Origin of the sequence: Bradyrhizobium sp., assembly GCF_035309285.1 — a bacterium.
In the GTDB taxonomy this organism is placed as follows: domain Bacteria; phylum Pseudomonadota; class Alphaproteobacteria; order Rhizobiales; family Xanthobacteraceae; genus Bradyrhizobium.
Genome location: NZ_DATGFH010000140.1, coordinates 12,406 through 30,954, shown reverse-complemented (window position 1 = coordinate 30,954; position 18,549 = coordinate 12,406). Strand labels below are relative to the sequence as shown.

The following is an 18,549-nucleotide window of genomic DNA, read 5'->3' as shown; positions in this document are numbered from 1 at the left end:
ACGAGGCATTGACACGCTTTAACCTGGGGAGACTGCGAATGATCGACATCTCGCGCCGGAAACTTCTCAAAGCATTGGGCTTCGCGCCGCCCGCCCTCGCACTCTCCGGCGCCTGGATCAGGCCGGCATCGGCCGCCGCCAAGAAAACCATAACGGCGGTGATGGCGTCGGACCTGCGCATCCTCGATCCGCTGTTCACCACCGCCTACATCACGCGCGACCATGGCTACATGGTCTTTGACACGCTGCTCGCGATCGATTCCAACTTCAAGGTCCAGCCGCAGATGGCGGACTGGAAAATTTCCGACGACAAGCTGACCTATACCTTCACGCTCCGCGACGGCCTGAAGTGGCATGACAGCGCGCCGGTGACGGCGGAGGACTGCGTCGCCTCGCTCAAGCGCTGGGGCCGGAACGACGGCATGGCGCAGAAGCTGATGGACTTCGTAGCCTCGATCGAAGCCGCCGATGCCAGGACTATTTTGCTGAAGCTGAAAGAACCGTATGGCCTGGTGCTGGAGTCGATCGCCAAGCCGTCGTCCTATGTCGCGTTCATGATGCCGAAGCGCCTCGCCGAGACGCCGGCCGGCAAGCAGATGGAGGAGCAGATCGGCTCCGGTCCCTTCAAGTTCGTCAAGGCCGAGTTTCAGCCGGGTGTGAAGTCGGTCTACGAGAAGAACACCGACTATGTCCCGCGCAAGGAGCCGGCAAGCTGGACCTCTGGCGGCAAGGTCGTCAAGGTCGACCGCGTCGAGTGGATCACGATGCCGGACGCGCAGACCGCAGTGAACGCGCTGCAGTCGGGCGATATCGATTTCATGGAGGTGCCGCCGTTCGAGCTGCTTTCGGTGCTGGAGTCCAATCCCGACCTGAAGGTCGAGACGCTGAACAAGTTCGGCTTCCAGACCTATGGACGCATGAACTTTCTGATTCCGCCGTTTGATAACGTCAAGGTGCGCCGCGCGGCGCTGCTTGCGATCAACCAGAAGGACGTGCTCGATGCGTTGGTCGGCAACCCCAAATATCAGCAGCAGTGCGGTGCGTTCTTTGTCTGCGGCACGCCGCTGGCGACTGATGCCGGCGCTCCCGCAGGCCTGACCAAGGCAGGGAACATCGAGGCGGCGAAAAAGGCGCTCGCCGAATCCGGCTATGACGGCACGCCGGTCGTAATCATGGCGCCCGGCGACGTCGTGACCCTGAAGGCGCAGCCGATCGTGGTGGCGCAGCAGCTCCGCCAGGCCGGCTTCAAGGTCGACCTGCAGGCGACCGACTGGCAGACCGTGGTGAGCCGCCGCGCCAGCCAAAAGCCCGTCAGCGAAGGCGGCTGGAACATGTTCTTCACCTACTCGGTCGCCGCCGACGCCATGAACCCCATTGTCAATTTCCCGATCGGCGGGCGGGGCAAGAATGGCGGCTGGTTCGGCTGGGCCGAAGACGCGAAGATCGAGAAGCTGAAGGATCAGTTCGTGCGTGCCACCTCGCTGGACGAGCAGAAGAAGATCGCGGCCGAAATCCAAGAGGAGGCCTACGACCAGGTGATCTACGTCCCGCTCGGACAATTTCAGTCGCCGAGCGCCTGGCGCAAGTCGCTCACCGGCGTGCTCGACGGTCCGGCAACGCCGATCTTCTGGAACATCGACAAGACGGAATAGGGCGGCGCAGTCTCGATTGCGGTCGTTATTGCGAGCCAACGGGTCCGCGCGCAGCGCGGCCCGATGACAGGCTCCGCGAAGCAATCCATGCCTCCACAAGCGGAACGATGGATTGCTTCGTCCGCTTCGCTCCTCACAATGACGACGTGCAAGTGACCGTAGGATGGTTGAGCGCTTGCGAAACCCATCGTCGGAATGCACCCTTGACATTACGTAAGCTATGACTTACCATTAGTAATGGCTTACGGAACGGCATTGGCGGTGCTCGCCGACCCGACGCGGCGGCAGGTGTTCGAGCGGCTGCGCGAGGGGCCGCGCCCCGTGAACAGGATTGCGCATGGATTGCCGGTGTCGCGGCCGGCTGTGTCGCAGCATCTGAAGGTGCTGAAGGATGCCGGGCTCGTCGAGGAACGCAGCGAGGGCGTGCGCCGGATCTACTCGCTGCGGCGTGAGGGACTGATGGAATTGCGCGAATGGCTCGACAGTTTCTGGGGCGATGCGCTGGACGCCTTCAAGCTCGAGGCTGAACGTTCCTACAAGGCGAAGAAGAGGGACAAATGAACGAGAGCGTTGCCATCGCGCCCGTGCGCAAGACCGTTCACGTCAAGGTGCCGATCGCGCATGCGTTCGAGGTCTTCACGAGCGGGCTCACGCGCTGGTGGCCGCACAATTTCGGCGTCGGCAAGAAGCCGATCGCAAAAGTGCTGATGGAGCCGAAGCTCGGCGGCCGCTGGCTCGAGATCAGCGAGGACGGCACCGAGACCTCCGTTGCCACGATCATCGCCTGGGAGCCGCCGCATCGCTTTGTCATGCTGTGGCAGATCAATGCGCAATGGAAGCCCGACATGTCGATGAAGTCGGAGGTCGACGTGCGCTTCACCGCCGACGGGAGCGAAGCGACCCATGTCGAGCTCGTGCACCATCGCTTCGAGACCATGGGCGCCGAGGCGGGCGCGTCGTTGCGCAAGGATGTCGACGGCGGCTGGCCGGGCCTGTTGCAGCGCTTTGTCGCGGAAGCCGAGCGCGGCTGAGCTTCGTGAGTATCAACTGAAGGAGGGAGATCGTTATGTCATTCGTCGTTCATTCCGTTCCCGGCAGCCCGTTCGGCCGCGCGGTGCTCGCCACGCTGGAAGAGAAGGGCGTGCCTTACCGCCTGCAGGCGCTTCAGCCCGCAGAGCGGCACTCGCCCACCTATCTCGCGCTGCATCCGTTCGGACGGATTCCGGCTTTCGAGCATGACGGTTTTCGTCTCTACGAGACCCAGGCAATCCTGCGCTATCTCGATCGCGTGCTCCCGGAGCCGGCGCTGACGCCTTCGGATGTGAAGCGCGCCGCGCGCATGGACCAGGTGATGAATGTCAATGACTGGTATCTGTTTCAGGGCGTCGGCAGTGTCATCATCTTCCATCGCGTGGTCGCACCCCGCTTGATGGGACAGGCTCCCGACGAAGAGGCGATCAAGGCTGCGATGCCCAAAGCGCATACGGTCTTCAACGAACTGGCGCGGCTGCTCGGCGAACAGCCGTACTTCACGGGCGACACGCTGTCGCTCGCCGATCTCATCGTCGCGCCACACGTTGAATATTTCACGATCACCCCGGAATGGAATGTGCTGGGCGCCCAGCACGCCAATCTCGGCGCGTGGGTGAAGCGCATGCAGGAGCGGCCGAGCATGAAGGCGACCACCTGGGAGCGCGTCGCCGAGCTCGCCAAGGCTGCATAAAGAGACGGAGTAGCAAGTCAGCGTCGAGAATGCGCGTCGCCACCAGCCGGCCCGCACTTTATTTCAGGCCGGATGCGTCCGGATGTGCTCCAGCATCAGCTCGCTGACGCGCTCGCTCGCCTGGTCGGCGGCGAAGTGGCCGACGCCCGGCAGCACTTCGAAGCGATAGGGCGCGGCGACGAACTCGACGGTGCCCGCGGCGGCGATGCGGCCCACGGTGTCGTCGGCGTCGCCCCAGATATAGAGTGTCGGCACGCGGATAGGGCCGAGCGGGGAGCGGATCGCGCCGCGCGCGCGGTACCAGGCGAGCGCCGCTTCCATCGCGTCCCTGTTGCCGAGCACCGAGAGGTGCGCGCTCACCGCGGATGCCGGCATGCCGTTGGCCGCCCAGCGCTCGCGCAGCCATTTGCAATCATCGGTGAGCACGACGTCCGCCGCGTCCGGCTCGAGGAAGGCTTTGTGGTGCCGCGAGCGATGCGCCTGCTCGCCGTCGGCCATCGCAAGCGCGCGGTTGAACGCGTTCGGATGCGGCCGCGACAGCACGGTCAGCGAAGCGACCCGCTCCGGATAACGGTCCGCCAGCGCCCAGGCGATGCTGCCGCCCCAATCGTGGCCGGCGAGATGAAAGCGCTTGTCGCGACTGACCGACGTCGCGACGATCGCCATCGCATCATCCATCAGCCGATCGATGTGATAGCTCGGAAAATCGTGCGGATCGGGCCGCGCACCGGGCGAATAGCCGCGCTGGCTCGGCGCGATCGCGCGATAGCCCATGTCGGCGAGGTGAGCTATCTGCGCGCGCCAGCAATGCATCGATTCGGCAAAGCCGTGCAGCAATAGCACCGGCGGCGCGGCCTCATCGCCCGCGACCAGCGCGTCGAAGGTGAGGTGAGGGGCGGTGGTGATCCGGGTGAGCGAGGGCATGCGGCTTTCATCGGGGATCATTCCGACAAAAGCAAGGAGGCGAACTCCCTCAAAACCGACACTATTAGCGAAAGACCGTAACGGCCTTGCCAAATTTCAAACTCAAACCGATCAGGAGCAAGTAGGGCCAAAGGGAGTATCTTATGCTTGCCCAAAACGGATCATCGGCAAGCTGAGAATCCGCTCGCAATTCCTCCCTCAGTTTCTTAAGCCTCTCGCGGGCAATCTCGCGGTCTGCCTTTACAACTGCGGGATATCTTTCGCAGGAGTCCGCTACTTGGTAAAGTTGGGGCGGATAGGACAAGAACAGTCCGTTGATTTGATCGATTGCTGCTATGCGCTTCGTCCCTTCAATCTCCTTTTTGATTTCAATAATTTCACCACATCGCTTCTGTCCGTTATCGACGATCGCTGGTGAGGGTTGATCACCACTCGTTTTGATACCGAGTATCCGATCAAGACTGTATTGAAGACCATCGCGAAGCGCGCACGCAGTTGGGCGATTGCGAAACGGGCTCGGAAATGCCTCAAAGGACATATGATCGTCGCATGCCGATTTCGGAATCATTCTGATGACGCCGCTGAGGACCTCGCTGGTTTGCTTGTCTAAGTCCACAACCTCCGCGGCCGAAAGGCTCCGTTCCCCCTGCGCCTGCTCAAACGCTGCCTGCGCTTCACTGACTTCGCTGTTGATGCTCGCAAGCAGGGCATCTCGCTGCGTGGAAGCAGCCAACAAAATGACCCCAGCCCCACCGAGCAGATAGTAACCTATATCGACGAACTTCCATGCTCGTGCTTTTGGTCTCGTCCATCCGGCAAGGCCCAAAACCAACAAGAGGGCAACGAATGCGAAGCCAAGAGTCAGCGGTGCAGAACCGTACATTTTTCACCGATCTATGTAGCCGCTGCTCCAAGGATTTTATCCATTCCCTCTGCTGTGTGAAGTAGCCATGAGAGCGGACGTCCACGGCGGCCGCGCCCCGCGTGACATCCTTACAAAACCGCTTCCAATCGCAGAGCTCCCCATGATCCACAGAAGGGCGGGGACGAGGCGACAACCGGTTGATCGCCGCTCGGCAAAGATGTCAGTCCGCATCCGCGTTGGCGTCGCAGGTCGATGCGAAGGGGACGTTGGCCCAGCGCCACTCGAAAGTGCCTTCCTTCAGATCGACGCAGGTATGCCGCGATCCTTCAGAAATCTTCGACGCTTCTGCGACCTTCAGCCCTTCGGCGAGCCTGGCGCGGGCAATCATGGCAGGCGACCTTGCGGCCTGAACGGCGACACCCAGGCCGCCGCCGACCAATAGAGCAACCACTGCAATTCCCATCAACTTCTGAGAGCGTGTCATTGCTGTGCCTCCTCCGGCTGGTTTTCGCCGGTTGGGTTGGTCTTAACGGCTGATGATCGCGGGGGCCGTGATCAAGCTCACGTCCGGCAAACACATTCTCGGGAGGTGATCCGTCGAAGCATGGGTGGCTTGCCGAGCCCTTGCTCGCGGACGCACGGCTGGCCTTCGGCCTTCGGGCCCCGGCGCTCGGTTCGGTCCGTCTTCGCTCTCGCCAAGGCTCAAGCTACGCCGGACACGCTTCGCCTGAAGCCCCCGGCGCGGCTACGCCACGCGTAGCCTTCAGGCGAAGCGTGGTGCGGGCGGTGGGACTCGAACCCACACGACGTTGCCATCGAGGGATTTTAAGTCCCTTGCGTCTACCAGTTCCGCCACGTCCGCTTTGATAAAAACATCAAATAGTTAGTGTCTTTTCCGCCCGTATGGAATGAGGTTAGCATAGGCTGGAAAGCGCTTCCTTTCCTTAAAGCTCGCCACGGCCAAAGCAAAGCCTCAATCCGGACAAGAGCGCCTGCTTTAGCCAATCTCAATCTTGTGGGTTTAGCAACGCGTTATGACCGTCAGCGCATCCGTCGTGCCAGCATTGCCGCGTGCCGCGAGCGCGCTCGCCTGTCTTGTGCTGGGGCTGGCGCTGTCTGGCTGCGCGGACATGAGCGACAGCATGACTACGGCCTTTGCCGACCCCGCCCAATATGACCTCTACGATTGCAAGCAGCTCGAGGCGGCGCGCAAGACGCTCGACACGCGCGCCGCCCAACTACAGGGGCTGATGGCCAAGGCCGAGACCGGCACCGGCGGCGTCGTGGTGGCCGAACTTGCCTATCGCAACGACTATCTCGCGGTGCGCGGCCAGTCCCACTTTGCCGAGCAAGCCTGGCGCAAGAACCACTGCCATGAAACACCGCCTGGCGCGGCTACGGCGGGCCCGCCCACGCCGCCGGTCATCAAGCCGGCGCCGCCTTCCAGATCCGGCAGTGCCGTCTACTAGATGTTTGCGCATGATCTTGCGGGAAACCGCTTCACACCCCGCATCAAGTGCGGGCAGGCTTTTTCCGGATCAGGCGCCAGCGTTGAAAACCTTCACGACCGCCAATCGTAGATCCAGCTCTGCCGCGCCAGCATCCGTCGCGGCCCCAGCGCTCTGATCGTGACGTCGCGCGCAAGCGCCATGATCCCCGTCAGATGGTAGATGCGGCCCGAGCCGTCGGCGGTTCGCTGCACGCGCGTCACGCGTCGGCGGCGCAGACGCGCATAGCGCTTGAACGCCGCCGTGACCTGAGCCGCTGTTTCCATCGTGCCTTCGGCCATTACCTTGGCGAGCACCGCGGCATCCTCGATTGCCATGCCGGCGCCCTGCGCTGCGAACGGTAGCATCGCATGCGCGGCGTCGCCGAGAAGAGCGATGGTGCCGCTGGTCCATTCGCCGCCTTCCGGCACCGTGAACAATGCCCACCGGCGCCAGTCGTCGACCGCGCCGATCATCATCCGTGCCGGCGCCGGCCAGCGCGAGGCGTCGAATAGCCGCTTCAGTTCCAGCCCGTCGCCCGGCGCGCTCCAGCCCGGCCGGTTCCAGGTGCCCGGCACAATCGCCACGACATTGAGCTGACGCGCGCCCGAGATCGGATAGGCGACAAGATGCGCGCCCGGTCCCATCCAGAGCTGCACGCGCCGCGCGGTCAACTCACGCGGCAACTGCGTGGAGTCGAGCGTGCCGCGCCAGGCGATCAGGCCGGAGAATTGCGGCTGCACCTCGGGAAACAGATGATGGCGGACGCTCGACCAGATGCCGTCGGCGCCGATCAGCGCGAGCGCCAGATCCTGGTTCCGCGTGTTGCCGGAGCGGTGCACAACCGTCATGCCCTTGGCATGCGAGGTCACGTCCTCGAACTGGCAGCCGAGCCTGAGATCGATGTCGGGATGGTCGTTGACGGCAGAAGCCAGCGCCGCCTGCAGGTCGGCGCGATGCACCACCCAATAGGGCGCACCGGCGGAGCGCGCGGCGGCTTCGCCGAGCGGCAGGCGCGCAACCTCGCCGCCGGCGCGTGCGCTCATCAGACACACCGCTTCTGGAACTACCGCGCGCGATCCAAGCCGTTCCTTGATGCCGACGCCCGTCAGCACGTGGCTCGCATTGGGGGAAAGCTGCAGCCCGGCGCCGGTTTCCTCCAGCTTCTCGGCCTTCTCAAGCACCACCACGCGAAAGCCGCGCGCGGCAAGTGTCAGCGCTGCCGTCAACCCTCCGATCCCGGCGCCAGCGATGAAGATGGTGCGTGACGCCGCCACTAGCGCATGATCCGGAAAAAGCCTGCTCCGCACTTGATGCGGGGTGTGCAGCGGTTTCCCGAAAAGATCAAGCGCAAACAACTAGGTCAGGTCAGGCGACGTCCTTCAGCACGCATTCGGGAGGACGGGCCTCGCCGGCTGCAAGGTCGGGGGCAAAACGAAACAGCGTCGAGCAATAGGGGCAGATGATTTCGTTGTCGTTGCCGAGATCGAGAAAGACATGGGGATGATCGAACGGCGGATTGGCGCCCACGCACATGAACTCCTGCGAGCCGATCTCGATGACGGGCACACCGGCATCGTTGTGGAAGTGCGGAACGACATTATCGGCCATCGTCTTCACCTTGGAATGGCAACAAAAGCGAATTTAAATCAACGCGACAGCGTACGAAACGCCGCGCACCATATCGGCGGTTTCGGTTGATTCCTATAGCCCCGGATTGCTTTTTGCCTATGCAAATTCGACACAATCTTGTCGTCGGAGAGAAGCCCTTCTTTCGTCGGGGACGTTGCGTCTTAAATGCGGCACCCCATTTGAGGTCAGGCGACACTCCCGGAACCGGTGGGATGAGGCGGCGGCGGATCAGTACGGCCCTGATGGGGATTGCGGTGAGTTGCGCAGTGGCAGCAGCGCTGTGGCCGCACGCGCGCGAGGCCGTGGTGCTGCTTTCCTCGCAAGACAATCCGCCTCGACTTGCCGACGCCGAAATCAATTCTGTCTTGCGAAATAATCAAAAGATCATCTCGCAAGGCATCGAACAGGCGCTTGCCAGTGACGATGCCGATCTCGCCAACAGCTTTGTCGAGCTGGCGCGCGCGAAGAACGTCGCCTTGCCAGACGACATGACGCGGCGCGTCGCGGAGGCAGTCGCGGAAGAAAATTCGACGTCGCATTTCGCCAGACGTTTTGCCACCGGATTCGTCACCGGCAGTGCCGATGATGTCGGCAGCCTGTCCGGCACCGTCGCCGGCGATCTCTTTGTATGGGGCGACGTCCGCGACGTCGTGCGTGAGAGCAAGCATCTTGCGATGGGAGAACAGACCGATCGCCTGGTGCTTGGGCTTGCGGCGGCAGGGCTGGCGGTGACGGCCGCGACTTACGTCTCGCTTGGCGGCGCAACGCCGGTGCGCGCCGGGCTCACGATGGTCAAGGATGCGCGCAAGGTCGGCCGGCTCGGCGAGGGTCTCGCCGAATGGGCCGGTCGCTCGGCGCGCGATGTCGTCGATGCGCCGGCGCTGGAAGAGGCGGTGGCGTCGAGCTCTGTGCTGCGGCCCTCCGACAGCGTCAGGGCGATCAGGGCGGCGTTCCGCGCGGAAAAGGCGGGTGGACTGGTTCGACTGGCCAAGGATGTCGGCCGCGTCACCGAAAAGGCCGGCACGCGTGGCGCGCTCGACACGCTGAAGATCGCCGAGGGCCCGAAGGACGTTGCGCGCGCGGCCCGGCTCGCGGAGGCCAGGGGCGGACAGACCCGCGCGATCCTGAAAATTCTCGGCCGGGGTGCGCTGCTGCTTGCGACCGGCATCTTCGATCTGACGCTGTGGGTGCTCGGCGCGCTGTTTACGCTGTTCAGCGTGCTGTGCTGGATCAAGTCCACCACCGAGCGGGCCACACAGGCCTGGCTCGATCACAAGAGGGCGCGCCGGTTGCGCCGGCAGGCGGCCGCCGCTTGACGCCGGCTTGCCGCCTTCCAACATCTCTCCCAATACGGAAAACCGCTGATGCCCAGCTTTAATCACGGCGATGTCGAAATCGCCTATCTCGAAGAGGGCGAGGGCGACCCGATCGTGCTGGTGCACGGCTTCGCATCGAGCAAGAACGTCAACTGGGTCTATCCGACCTGGGTCTCCGAGTTGAGGAAAGGCGGCCGCCGCGTCATCGCGCTCGACAATCGCGGTCACGGCGAGTCCTCCAAACTGTACGATTCCGCGCAATATTCCATTCCGATCATGTCAGGCGACATCATCGCGTTGATGGATCATCTGAATATCGATCGCGCCGACGTGATGGGATATTCGCTCGGTGGCCGCATGGCGGCGTGGCTCGCGCGGAATGCGCCGGATCGCCTGCGCTCGGCGATTCTGGGAGGCATCGGTATCGCCATGATCGAAGGCGGCGGTCCCGGCGAGAACGTCGCGCAGGCACTGGAGGCGCCGTCGCTCGAGGACGTCACCGACCCGGTCGGCCGGACGTTCCGCGCCTTCGCCGATCAGACGCGTTCCGATCGCCTCGCGCTCGCCGCGTGCCTGCGCGGCTCGCGCGAGTTGATGACGAGGGAGGATGTGGCGCGGATCGCCGTTCCCGTGCTGATCGCGGTTGGCACCACCGATGAGGTCGCCGGCTCCGCGCATGCGCTAGGCCGGATCATACGGGGGTCGGAAGTGCTCGACATCCCGAACCGCGACCACATGCGCGCGGTCGGCGACAAGGTCTACAAGACCGGCGTTGCGGAGTTTCTGTCAGCGCGGAAGTGACGCGTCGTCCGCCTCCACCTCGTCCTCGTCGCCGAAATAGCGAGCCGCCGCGAGCAGCACCGTCAGCGTTGCGATCCAGACGAGCCGTGCGCCGTAGCGGTCATGCGGGCCCGAGATGATGCCGCAGATCATGGCGTTGCCGAGCAGCGCGAACGATACGGTCGCGGCCAACAACGCGAGATCGTCGAACTTGCGCCGCCATAGCGCGAGCGCGAATATCGCCAGCGCGAGCAGCATCGAGGCGAGCGCGACCGGAACGTGCAGCCGGTTCACGGCGGCGAAATTGATCTCCCCATGCTGCTGATGCGCCGCCCGCATCGGCGCCACCTGCAAGGGGATGTAGTGCTCGATGATGCCGTAGGTATGCGGCAGCCAGCTAATGGTGCCTTCGCCAGTCGCGACCATGACGAGTTGCTGCGCGGTTGCCTTGAGCGCCGCCTCGGCCTGCCAGGCCGGGTAGTCGGCGAGTGACCGCACGACGATATGCCCCATCTCGTCGCCGAGCCCCTTGAAGCGGCCAAGCTTGTCGAACATGCTGTCGCCCCACAGGAACTCGTCGGCGGTGGCGGGCAACTCGTTGCGGTAGGGGCAGAGCTTCAGCTTTTCCTCGCCGCAATGCTCGTTCAGATATTTCGCGACAATGCCGTCCTGGAGCATGCGGCCGAACGCGACGCCGATGCCGCCGGGAGTCCACGCAAGCTGACCCGACAGCGCATAATTGGCCGACAACAGCATCGCGCTGCCCAGAACCAGAGACAGGCTCGCTTGGGTAAGGCCCGCGAGCGCGATCTTCTCGCGCAGGAACGGGCGCGCCAGGAAGCCAAGCACGCAGAGGCCGAACAGCACGCCCAGCGTTGCGCTGTGGGTCGCGGCCGCAAACGCCGTGAACAGGGCCAACGAGAGCTTCTCCAGCGGAGTGATCTTGTCGCCATGGGCGATCAGGATGAAGAGCGACAGCACCGATAGCCCGGCGAAGATGTCGGTGAGCAGGAGGCTGGAAAGCCAGGGCAGGGCAGTGGTGAGAATGAGCAACAGGCTGATCGCGAGCAGCCGGAACGGCTGGGAGAGGTTGAGAACGCGCAACGTGAGCTGCAGGATCCAGAGCGTGCAGAGCGCCTGTGCCCCGAGATTGACCCAGAAATCCGAAGCCTCGCCGAAGTGCAGATAGAGACCGAACACCGTGGACCGGCTCGGCACCAGGTAGCCCTCATACCAGCGCGCCAGATAGCCGCCGGTGTCCCATTGCAGCAGCGGATAGCCGTTCCACAAGGCCGGCGCGATCAGGAAGAGGGGGATGAGGATGGCTGTAATCCAGACCGACACCTTGTCGGCCGGGCGCGCGCGCAGAACCTTGGTCTTGACGTCGTTGTGATCCATGGGATGGCCCACCATGCGCAGATGCCCGGTTCCCTCGATATGCTCCATTAGTCGGACGCCCTGATACTTGATTTCCGCTCACCGGCGGATAATCGCGCCGAGCGGTTTGTCTTCGCGCCGGCCATTGGAGAATGATTTTCTTTCATCCATGCCATGAGGCGCGCTCATGAATCTCTCGGAAGCGCTTGATTTCCCGCGATGACTGACCACCTGTTGGTTCCCGGCGGCGTTCACCGTGTTGAGCCTCCCGTCAGGACACTGTCGTTCCGCCGTGTTATAAAAGCGGCCACTGAAAGGTTTCGGGAGCGATCCATGGCGATGCATCAGATCAATCCGCAGGGAAAACTCGCGGCGCTCGACCCGATCTGGGATCGCATCCGCACCGAGGCGGAAGACATTGTCCATCGCGAGCCGGAGCTTGCGACCTTTATCTATTCGACTGTGCTCCATCACAGCCGCCTCGAGGATTCGGTCGTGCATCGCCTTGCCGACCGGCTCGATCATTCGGCGATGTCGGGCGACCTGATCCGCCAGACCTATGACGAGGCGCTGCGCGAGGAGCCGGACATCGGCAACATCTTCCGCGCCGACCTCGTCGCAGTCTACGACCGCGATCCCGCGACTTCGCGCTTCATCGATCCCTTGCTCTACTTCAAGGGCTTCCACGCCCTGCAGACCCATCGTCTCGCGCACTGGCTCTATCAGAAGGGCCGCAAGGACTTTGCCTATTATCTGCAGAGCCGGTCGTCGGCGGTGTTTCAGACCGACATCAATCCGGCGGCTCGCATCGGCCGCGGCATCTTCCTCGACCATGCCACCGGCTTCGTCTGCGGCGAGACCGCCGTGATCGAGGACGACGTTTCGATTCTGCACGGCGTCACCCTTGGTGGCACCGGCAAGGAGAACGAGGATCGTCATCCCAAGATTCGTCACGGCGTCATGATCGGGGCGGGCGCAAAAATCCTCGGCAATATCGAGATCGGGCATTGCGCGCGCATTGCCGCCGGTTCCGTCGTGGTGAAGCCGGTGCCGCACAATGTGACGGTCGCGGGGGTCCCGGCCAAGGTCGTCGGTGAAGCCGGTTGCGCAGAGCCGTCGCGCACGATGGACCAGATGATCTCGGCGATCGGGCTCTGATCGCGCATCTCTCATCGCGAAAGTTGCGCAGATTCGACGCGATTTGGCCGCGGCCCGCGATAATGGTCGCTGCAAATCGAAAATTGCCCTGAAATCAGGTATTTGTTCGCGCTTTCGCCACCCGCTCACGGCGCTGCGGATACGCCGCCATCCGCTGCAAAGTGTGGAATGGGCCACTAGCCGTGCGCCCCGTCTCGTCCTAAAACCTCCCGCAAATCTTAAGACCGATTGGAGACCGCCGTGGACGTTCAGGAAGTCAGGAAGCTCGACGCCTATCTCAAGCGCGTGTTCGGCAATCCCAAGATCCGCGTGGTGCCGCGGCCGAAGAAGGACGATTCCGCCGAGGTCTATATCGGTGAGGAGTTCATCGGCGTCTTGTTCGTCGATGACGAGGATGACGACCGCTCGTTCCAATTCCAGATGGCGATCCTCGAGGACGACCTGGCCGATCAGGGCTGATTGTTTCTGCGTAGCCCGGACAAGCCGCTCATGTGGGCTACAGTCCGCCTGCTATTTCCCGCCGTGCACCTCTGCCGTCAGCCGATCCATCGCGCCGGCTACGTCGCGCCATTGCGGTAACCAGCTTCGCGGGAAGCGGAAGGTGAGATCGGCGCCCTCGACGCGGCGCTCGCTCATGCACATGCCAGGTGTGGCGGCCTCGCGCGTGCAGCGCGCGATCAGGGCTGGCACGTCGGCGCTGAAGAGGTCCTCGCCGCTATAGGGCGTGCCGTCGCGGAAGGCGCGCATGGTGAGCCCGTCCGGCGCCGGCGTCGGCGCATCCTCGAGATAGCGCGGATAGATCGAGCGTACCCGCTCGTCGGGCGCGAGCGAATCGTGATGCGCTGCGATCGATAGGAAGATGCGGTCGATCGGCTGCTTCATCGCTTGCTCGACGGTGGCGGCGCTGACATGTTTCGGTCCGTCCGGCGGCTCGAGCGACGGATAGCTGAAATCGAGATCAACGCGCTCCTGCGGCCCGGAGTGACGCTGGATCTTCATGCGGATCGCCGCAGTCGGCACGTTGAACAGCGTGCCGCCGATAGACACCGGCATCCGTTCCGGCCCGCGCGAGCCGTCGGCGCCCCAGGTCGGCCACAGGAGATAGGCGACCAGCGCGATAGAGGCGGCCGCGACCGCGGAGGCGAGTGCGATCGGCACGAGGTGGCCAAAGCGGTGCCAATCGAGGCGGGGGAGCGAAAACACCGTCATGAGCGGAGTGCGGCAGGGCAGGGGCGAATCATCGCCCGCACTATGCCACGCCGCGGCGGGTTCCCTTCAACGTTTCCCGAGAGGAGCGCGGCCCGGGCAAGCCATGCCAGCACCCTCGTTTCAAATCTTGCCGATTAACCTTTCCTTAAGGATGATGTGGCGGACGGCCTTCGATTTTGCGATGAAAGGGCGGGTTTGGTTGCGTTGAGGGAAGAGTGCCGATGTCGCCGGATGCGTTGAATTCGCTGTTCTCCCTGTGCATCGGCTTTGCGTTCGCCGGCGCGCTTTCGAGCGGCTACCAGGCCTTCGCCGAGCGCCCCGCCGGCTTTGGCCTGCTGCAGGAGGGCGTGACGCCCCGGCGCTTCGCCGCCGTGCCGTTCCTGGTATTCGCCGCGCCCTTCATCATAATGCGCAACACGCTGCGCGGCGTGCAGGTCGAGCGCCGCCGTTTCGAATTCGTGATGATGGCGACCGTGATCTCGGGCTTCTGGAGCCTGATGTCAGGCACCTTCTTCGTGATGACGCTGCGCGCGGCAGGCCTACTGGCCTAATCATTTTTGCTGTGCCAAGGTTTTCCCGAAGAGGAGACCTTGATGGCAATCTACGAACTGGACGGGCAGGGCCCCGATCTTCCCGCCAACGGCAATTACTTCATCGCCGACACTGCGACCGTCATCGGCAAGGTGCGCCTCAAGGCCAATGCGAGCGTCTGGTTCGGCGCGGTGCTGCGCGGCGACAATGAATGGATCGAGATCGGCGAGGGCTCGAACGTGCAGGACAACTCGATCTGTCACACCGATGCCGGCTTTCCGCTCACGATCGGAAACAACTGCACCATCGGCCACAACGCAATCCTGCATGGTTGCACGGTCGAGGACGGCGCGCTGATCGGCATGGGCGCGATCGTGTTGAACGGTGCGAGGATCGGCCGAGGCAGCGTCGTCGGCGCCGGCTCCGTGGTCACGTCAGGCAAGCAGTTTCCGGAGAACTCCCTGATCATCGGTTCGCCGGCGAAGGTGATCCGTACGCTCGCGCCCGATCAGATTCAGACCGTCGACGCGGAATCCTATCAGCGCAACGGCCCACGCTTCAGAAAGGGTCTGAAACGCATCGGCTAACGCGGCAGTACTTGGACGTCATGCAGTTAGCCGGCGGTAGGCCTGACAGAGCAACGTCCCGCGGTGTTCAAGGCGTATAGGAGACCTGACGACCGCCGAGGCTCCCGCAACCAAGCATAACGTGGTCTGCTGCGTCGCGATCAAGGCGGCGGTGGCGGAGCCAGCGGAAATACTTTGACAACAGGGGGCCCCCTTCCTAACCTTTCAGGGCGCAGTCGGCGAGGACCGGCTGCGTGATTCAATGGGGGAGAAGGCACATGAAGACCACACTGGGAATGGGTCGCGTGATCGTCCGGCGTATCCTGAGCGTCGCCGGAGCGGCTGCCGCCGCTACCGGATTAGTGTCGCTCGCGAGTGGCCAAGTCTTTGCGCATCAGTTTCTCCAGGAGATGACGCCTGGACCAAATATTGGAATGGTGTACAGCCCGGAGCTGCAACTCATGGTCAAGCCCGGCACCACCGAGCCGGTCTATAGCAATGCGCGCGATGTGCCAGGTTCATTCAAGGTAGCGACGTCTGCCGTGACGCAGGGGTCGGGACCCAACGGCGCGGGTCCGCATCACGACTCGGATTAATTTCATCGTCAGTATCAATTGCGGCCGCGCCGGTTTGGTGAACCGGCGCGCGTCGCGACAAGATAGTCGCGATGTCACGGTACGCCGCACATGAAGACCGTTCTTCTCATCACCGAGCAATTCGATCCGACCGCAGATCAGTTGATTCAGGTTCTGCGCGGGCGCAGCTGCCCGGTGCTGCGATGGAATCTCGACCGGTATCCGCAGGACTCGACGCTGACTTACAGGGCTTCCGGGGATGGGCTCAACGGCTCAATTGCGACCGACGGCCGGATCGTGCCGTTCGACGCGATCGGCAGCGCCTGGTATCGCGCCTCGCGTTGCAGCGGCTTTCCGGCTGGCCTCAAGCCCGAGGAGCGCGAGTTCGCCGCGCGCGAGGCCGAAAGCACGCTTGGTTCCCTGCCGCTGGTCGCCGACTGGCACTGGATCAATGAGCCGCGACGCCATCGCGACGCAGCGTGGAAGCCGGCACAGCTTGCGGCTGCACGCCGGCTGGGACTGGCCGTCCCGCGCACGGTGATTACCAACGACCCGGGTGTGGTCACGGCTTTCCGCAAAGAATGTGGCGGCACGATCATCTTCAAGGCGCTGTCGCATACTCTCGGCCTCGCGCCGGGCAAGGCGGCCTTCACCGGCATCGTGACGGACGAAATGTTGGCGTCACTTGGCCTTATCCGGCATACGCCCGGAATATTCCAAGAGCTCGTCCTGAAGGATTATGAGGTCCGGCTGACCGTTGTGGCCGACAAGATGTTCGCCGCAAGAATACTGTCGCAGCAGCATGAACGCACAAGGCTCGACTGGAGGACCGCACCCCACGACATAAGCTACGAACCAATCGAGCTACCGGCCGATATTCGCGACAAGGTCGGCGCCTTTATGGCTGAAGCCGGGTTGGTTTATAGCTGCATTGATTTCATCGTCACGCCCGAGGGCAGTCACGTCTTCCTGGAAAGCAACCCACGCGGTCAGTATCAGTGGATTGAACATTACACCGGCATGCCGATCACCGAGGCGATTGCGGATTCACTCATGGCGCCATCGTAAGGCGAGCCGATCTTGCTCTGGCCGATTGCAACGGCTCCGTGAAGTCTCGTTCCGCGATCAATAAATTTGCGACGGCCCGGATTGGAGATTTCAAATGAAGTGCGAAACGTGCGGCAAGCAGATGCGGTTGGACGACAAGGACACATCGTCAGGTCGGGACATGCGCACTTATTACTGTGAACAATGCGAGAAATCCTGCATCGTCGACAACGGGATCGCATTGTGGCAGGCGCTGTCGGATGCGCGCAAATTCGACGAGTGACGAACACTGAGAGGCCCCGGCCATTATTGGGTCGAGAACCGTACCGACAACGGCAAGGCAAAAAGCAGTTCGAGAAGGAAAGCTCGACTCGATGCGCGGGCAGGCGTGCGAAACCCGGCGGCGCTTCGACGCGGGCCGCAGGATCAGATCACCTTCAGATCACCTTTTCCTGCCGCATGGTCCTGACCTCGTCGGGCGAGCAGCCGAGCCACTCGCCGTAGATCGCCTCGCAATCCGCACCGAGGATCGGAGCGCATTTCAGCGGGACCTTGCTATCCGACATCCGCAGCGGCCAGCCCGCGACGATGACCGGCCCGCGCACAGGGTGCTCGATCGTCTGCATGATCCCGCGCTTGTGCAGATCCGGGTCGTGCATGAGCTCGAGCGTGGTCATGAGGGCGCCGCAGGGAACACCGGCGCCGGCGATGATCCGGGTGACCTCTTGCTTGGTGTGTTTCGACGTCCATTCGGTGATGGCCGCGTCCACGACCTCCCGATTCTGGAAACGGGTGGTGCCGTCGACCATGCGTGGATCGTTGAGCAGGTCTTCGCGGCCGATCGCCTTCACCAGACGGCGCCAATGCTCCTCGTTGCCGCGCGAGGCGAAGATGTAGCACAAGTCGTCGAGTCCCCCCGGCGCGCACTTGTAAAGGCCGCCGGGCGCGGTGCCGTATACGCCGTTGCCGCCGCGCGGCAACTGGTCCTTGCGGGCGGCCTGGCGGCTCATCGGCGTGCGGCAATAGTTCAGCATCGCATCGCGCATGGCGATCTGGATGTGCTGGCCGCGGCCGGTCGTCATGCGCTGGTAGAGCGCGGCGAGGATGCCCATGGCGCAAAGCATGCCGGTGCCGGTATCGCCGATGGTCGGGCCCGGCCGGACCGGCGGCTCATCGGGATAGCCGTTCACCCCCATGGTGCCGCCCATCGCCTGGGCGATCATGTCGAAGGCGAGATAGTTCGCGTGCTCGCTCTCCGGCGCGAAGCCCTTGACCTGGGCGAAGATCAATCGCGGATTAAGCGCGCTCAGCTTCGGATAGTCGAAGCCCAGGCGTGCGAAGGTGCCTGGCGCCATGTTCTCGATCAGGACGTCGGCCTTGCCGATCATCCGCCTCAGCAGCGCCTTGCCCGCCTCGCTCTTGAGATTGCAGGTGACGCTGCGCTTGTTGAGGTTGTAGTAGATGAAATAGGTCGAATCGGCGTCGGGACGATCGCTCATTCCCCAGCGCCCCGGCTCGCCGCGATGGGGCTCCTCCACCTTGACCACGTCAGCGCCAAACCAGGCCAGCGCCTCGGTGCAGGATGGTCCCGCCTCGAACTGGGTGAGGTCGAGCACCTTGATCCCCTTGAGCGCCGGCTGGATCCCGGTCGCGATCTGTGGCTGCACTACCTGTTCCTGCATGGCGACCCTCCCAATATGGAGCCCG

22 protein-coding genes and 1 tRNA gene are annotated in these 18,549 nt (G+C 63.3%); 14 read left to right on the top strand and 9 right to left on the bottom strand.

The genetic code is table 11. The annotated features are described in order from the left end of the window. Positions 1-38 precede the first annotated feature (38 nt). From VKR55_RS26260 to VKR55_RS26245, 4 genes are all read left to right on the top strand, one after another. Positions 39-1,652: an ABC transporter substrate-binding protein gene (locus tag VKR55_RS26260; RefSeq protein ID WP_414642457.1), complete on the top strand. Its 1,614-nt coding sequence runs from the start codon at positions 39-41 to the stop codon at positions 1,650-1,652. Positions 1,653-1,889: 237 nt separating this feature from the next. Further along, on the top strand, positions 1,890-2,213 hold the full coding sequence (locus VKR55_RS26255) for an ArsR/SmtB family transcription factor (RefSeq protein WP_324407954.1): 324 nt from the start codon (positions 1,890-1,892) through the stop codon (positions 2,211-2,213). Further along, on the top strand, positions 2,210-2,683 hold the full coding sequence (locus VKR55_RS26250) for an SRPBCC family protein (protein ID WP_324407953.1): 474 nt from the start codon (positions 2,210-2,212) through the stop codon (positions 2,681-2,683). The genes VKR55_RS26255 and VKR55_RS26250 overlap by 4 nt, the downstream gene beginning before the upstream one ends. Positions 2,684-2,718: 35 nt before the next feature. Then, positions 2,719-3,375, top strand: coding sequence for a glutathione S-transferase family protein (locus VKR55_RS26245; protein WP_324407951.1), 657 nt, complete (start codon positions 2,719-2,721; stop codon positions 3,373-3,375). A gap of 63 nt (positions 3,376-3,438) precedes the next feature. Here the strand turns inward: VKR55_RS26245 and VKR55_RS26240 are convergent, their stop codons facing one another. The 4 genes from VKR55_RS26240 to VKR55_RS26225 all read right to left on the bottom strand — a co-directional run bounded on the left by VKR55_RS26240 (position 3,439) and on the right by VKR55_RS26225 (position 6,026). Next, on the bottom strand, positions 3,439-4,299 hold the full coding sequence (locus VKR55_RS26240) for an alpha/beta fold hydrolase (RefSeq protein ID WP_324407949.1): 861 nt from the start codon (positions 4,297-4,299) through the stop codon (positions 3,439-3,441). Positions 4,300-4,363: 64 nt separating this feature from the next. Further along, positions 4,364-5,182 carry a hypothetical protein gene (locus VKR55_RS26235; protein ID WP_324407948.1) on the bottom strand — a complete coding sequence of 273 codons (819 nt, stop codon included), beginning with the start codon at positions 5,180-5,182 and terminating at the stop codon, positions 4,364-4,366. 202 nt (positions 5,183-5,384) lie between these two features. After that, the gene (locus VKR55_RS26230; protein ID WP_324407947.1) at positions 5,385-5,648 is read right to left on the bottom strand and encodes a hypothetical protein; all 264 of its coding nucleotides are present in this window, start codon (positions 5,646-5,648) and stop codon (positions 5,385-5,387) included. 291 nt (positions 5,649-5,939) lie between these two features. Beyond that, positions 5,940-6,026: transfer RNA gene (locus VKR55_RS26225), tRNA-Leu, on the bottom strand. A 172-nt stretch (positions 6,027-6,198) separates the two neighbouring features. On the opposite strand from VKR55_RS26225, the gene VKR55_RS26220 reads away from it, so the two are divergent. Next, positions 6,199-6,633 (top strand): twin-arginine translocation pathway signal, encoded by a 435-nt coding sequence (locus VKR55_RS26220; protein ID WP_324407946.1) that lies wholly within the window; start codon positions 6,199-6,201, stop codon positions 6,631-6,633. Positions 6,634-6,725: 92 nt separating this feature from the next. Here VKR55_RS26220 and VKR55_RS26215 read toward each other — a convergent pair whose 3' ends face one another. Both VKR55_RS26215 and VKR55_RS26210 read right to left on the bottom strand, forming a co-directional pair. Next, a complete protein-coding gene (locus VKR55_RS26215) occupies positions 6,726-7,928 on the bottom strand; it encodes an FAD-dependent monooxygenase (RefSeq protein WP_324407945.1) in 1,203 nt (400 codons plus the stop codon). A 91-nt stretch (positions 7,929-8,019) separates the two neighbouring features. Next, positions 8,020-8,262, bottom strand: a complete 243-nt coding sequence (locus VKR55_RS26210; RefSeq protein WP_324407943.1) for a zinc-finger domain-containing protein — start codon at positions 8,260-8,262, stop codon at positions 8,020-8,022. A 233-nt stretch (positions 8,263-8,495) separates the two neighbouring features. On the opposite strand from VKR55_RS26210, the gene VKR55_RS26205 reads away from it, so the two are divergent. Together VKR55_RS26205 and VKR55_RS26200 are read left to right on the top strand one after the other, a co-directional pair. After that, positions 8,496-9,599: a hypothetical protein gene (locus tag VKR55_RS26205; protein ID WP_324407942.1), complete on the top strand. Its 1,104-nt coding sequence runs from the start codon at positions 8,496-8,498 to the stop codon at positions 9,597-9,599. A 48-nt stretch (positions 9,600-9,647) separates the two neighbouring features. Next, a complete protein-coding gene (locus VKR55_RS26200) occupies positions 9,648-10,400 on the top strand; it encodes an alpha/beta fold hydrolase (protein WP_324407940.1) in 753 nt (250 codons plus the stop codon). Here VKR55_RS26200 and VKR55_RS26195 read toward each other — a convergent pair. Next, a complete protein-coding gene (locus VKR55_RS26195; RefSeq protein WP_414642456.1) occupies positions 10,386-11,825 on the bottom strand; it encodes a hypothetical protein in 1,440 nt (479 codons plus the stop codon). The genes VKR55_RS26200 and VKR55_RS26195 overlap by 15 nt on opposite strands. A 264-nt stretch (positions 11,826-12,089) precedes the next feature. Between VKR55_RS26195 and cysE the strand changes: the two genes are divergently transcribed. Together cysE and VKR55_RS26185 are read left to right on the top strand one after the other, a co-directional pair. Continuing rightward, entirely contained in the window at positions 12,090-12,914 is an 825-nt protein-coding gene (gene cysE, locus VKR55_RS26190) for a serine O-acetyltransferase (protein WP_324407938.1), read from the top strand. A 240-nt stretch (positions 12,915-13,154) separates the two neighbouring features. After that, positions 13,155-13,373 carry a DUF3126 family protein gene (locus tag VKR55_RS26185; protein WP_324407936.1) on the top strand — a complete coding sequence of 73 codons (219 nt, stop codon included), beginning with the start codon at positions 13,155-13,157 and terminating at the stop codon, positions 13,371-13,373. A gap of 51 nt (positions 13,374-13,424) precedes the next feature. Here the strand turns inward: VKR55_RS26185 and VKR55_RS26180 are convergent, their stop codons facing one another. Then, complete coding sequence (locus VKR55_RS26180) at positions 13,425-14,123, bottom strand: hypothetical protein (protein WP_324407934.1); 699 nt, start codon at positions 14,121-14,123, stop codon at positions 13,425-13,427. A gap of 221 nt (positions 14,124-14,344) precedes the next feature. On the opposite strand from VKR55_RS26180, the gene VKR55_RS26175 reads away from it, so the two are divergent. The 5 genes from VKR55_RS26175 (at position 14,345) to VKR55_RS26155 (ending at position 17,125) form a co-directional block, all read left to right on the top strand. Next, entirely contained in the window at positions 14,345-14,674 is a 330-nt protein-coding gene (locus VKR55_RS26175) for a DUF6949 family protein (RefSeq protein WP_324407932.1), read from the top strand. Positions 14,675-14,716: 42 nt separating this feature from the next. Continuing rightward, complete coding sequence (locus tag VKR55_RS26170; protein WP_324407931.1) at positions 14,717-15,241, top strand: gamma carbonic anhydrase family protein; 525 nt, start codon at positions 14,717-14,719, stop codon at positions 15,239-15,241. 257 nt (positions 15,242-15,498) lie between these two features. Then, complete coding sequence (locus VKR55_RS26165) at positions 15,499-15,816, top strand: hypothetical protein (protein WP_324407930.1); 318 nt, start codon at positions 15,499-15,501, stop codon at positions 15,814-15,816. A 90-nt stretch (positions 15,817-15,906) separates the two neighbouring features. Then, entirely contained in the window at positions 15,907-16,863 is a 957-nt protein-coding gene (locus VKR55_RS26160) for an MvdC/MvdD family ATP grasp protein (RefSeq protein ID WP_324407929.1), read from the top strand. Between the two features lie 94 nt (positions 16,864-16,957). Continuing rightward, on the top strand, positions 16,958-17,125 hold the full coding sequence (locus VKR55_RS26155; RefSeq protein WP_324407927.1) for a hypothetical protein: 168 nt from the start codon (positions 16,958-16,960) through the stop codon (positions 17,123-17,125). A gap of 154 nt (positions 17,126-17,279) precedes the next feature. Here VKR55_RS26155 and VKR55_RS26150 read toward each other — a convergent pair whose 3' ends face one another. Continuing rightward, positions 17,280-18,524, bottom strand: a complete 1,245-nt coding sequence (locus VKR55_RS26150; RefSeq protein WP_324407925.1) for a CaiB/BaiF CoA transferase family protein — start codon at positions 18,522-18,524, stop codon at positions 17,280-17,282. Positions 18,525-18,549 lie beyond the last annotated feature (25 nt).

What these genes read in the sequence shown, in the direction of transcription:
- VKR55_RS26260 (WP_414642457.1), top strand. Translation starts at nt 39, where the DNA reads ATGATCGACATCTCGCGCCGGAAACTTCTCAAAGCATTGGGCTTCGCG.
- VKR55_RS26255 (WP_324407954.1), top strand. Translation starts at nt 1,890, where the DNA reads ATGGCTTACGGAACGGCATTGGCGGTGCTCGCCGACCCGACGCGGCGG.
- VKR55_RS26250 (WP_324407953.1), top strand. Translation starts at nt 2,210, where the DNA reads ATGAACGAGAGCGTTGCCATCGCGCCCGTGCGCAAGACCGTTCACGTC.
- VKR55_RS26245 (WP_324407951.1), top strand. Translation starts at nt 2,719, where the DNA reads ATGTCATTCGTCGTTCATTCCGTTCCCGGCAGCCCGTTCGGCCGCGCG.
- VKR55_RS26240 (WP_324407949.1), bottom strand. Translation starts at nt 4,299, where the DNA reads ATGCCCTCGCTCACCCGGATCACCACCGCCCCTCACCTCACCTTCGAC.
- VKR55_RS26235 (WP_324407948.1), bottom strand. Translation starts at nt 5,182, where the DNA reads ATGTACGGTTCTGCACCGCTGACTCTTGGCTTCGCATTCGTTGCCCTC.
- VKR55_RS26230 (WP_324407947.1), bottom strand. Translation starts at nt 5,648, where the DNA reads ATGACACGCTCTCAGAAGTTGATGGGAATTGCAGTGGTTGCTCTATTG.
- VKR55_RS26220 (WP_324407946.1), top strand. Translation starts at nt 6,199, where the DNA reads ATGACCGTCAGCGCATCCGTCGTGCCAGCATTGCCGCGTGCCGCGAGC.
- VKR55_RS26210 (WP_324407943.1), bottom strand. Translation starts at nt 8,262, where the DNA reads ATGGCCGATAATGTCGTTCCGCACTTCCACAACGATGCCGGTGTGCCC.
- VKR55_RS26205 (WP_324407942.1), top strand. Translation starts at nt 8,496, where the DNA reads ATGAGGCGGCGGCGGATCAGTACGGCCCTGATGGGGATTGCGGTGAGT.
- VKR55_RS26200 (WP_324407940.1), top strand. Translation starts at nt 9,648, where the DNA reads ATGCCCAGCTTTAATCACGGCGATGTCGAAATCGCCTATCTCGAAGAG.
- VKR55_RS26195 (WP_414642456.1), bottom strand. Translation starts at nt 11,825, where the DNA reads ATGGAGCATATCGAGGGAACCGGGCATCTGCGCATGGTGGGCCATCCC.
- cysE (WP_324407938.1), top strand. Translation starts at nt 12,090, where the DNA reads ATGGCGATGCATCAGATCAATCCGCAGGGAAAACTCGCGGCGCTCGAC.
- VKR55_RS26180 (WP_324407934.1), bottom strand. Translation starts at nt 14,123, where the DNA reads ATGACGGTGTTTTCGCTCCCCCGCCTCGATTGGCACCGCTTTGGCCAC.
- VKR55_RS26175 (WP_324407932.1), top strand. Translation starts at nt 14,345, where the DNA reads ATGTCGCCGGATGCGTTGAATTCGCTGTTCTCCCTGTGCATCGGCTTT.
- VKR55_RS26170 (WP_324407931.1), top strand. Translation starts at nt 14,717, where the DNA reads ATGGCAATCTACGAACTGGACGGGCAGGGCCCCGATCTTCCCGCCAAC.
- VKR55_RS26165 (WP_324407930.1), top strand. Translation starts at nt 15,499, where the DNA reads ATGAAGACCACACTGGGAATGGGTCGCGTGATCGTCCGGCGTATCCTG.
- VKR55_RS26160 (WP_324407929.1), top strand. Translation starts at nt 15,907, where the DNA reads ATGAAGACCGTTCTTCTCATCACCGAGCAATTCGATCCGACCGCAGAT.
- VKR55_RS26155 (WP_324407927.1), top strand. Translation starts at nt 16,958, where the DNA reads ATGAAGTGCGAAACGTGCGGCAAGCAGATGCGGTTGGACGACAAGGAC.
- VKR55_RS26150 (WP_324407925.1), bottom strand. Translation starts at nt 18,524, where the DNA reads ATGCAGGAACAGGTAGTGCAGCCACAGATCGCGACCGGGATCCAGCCG.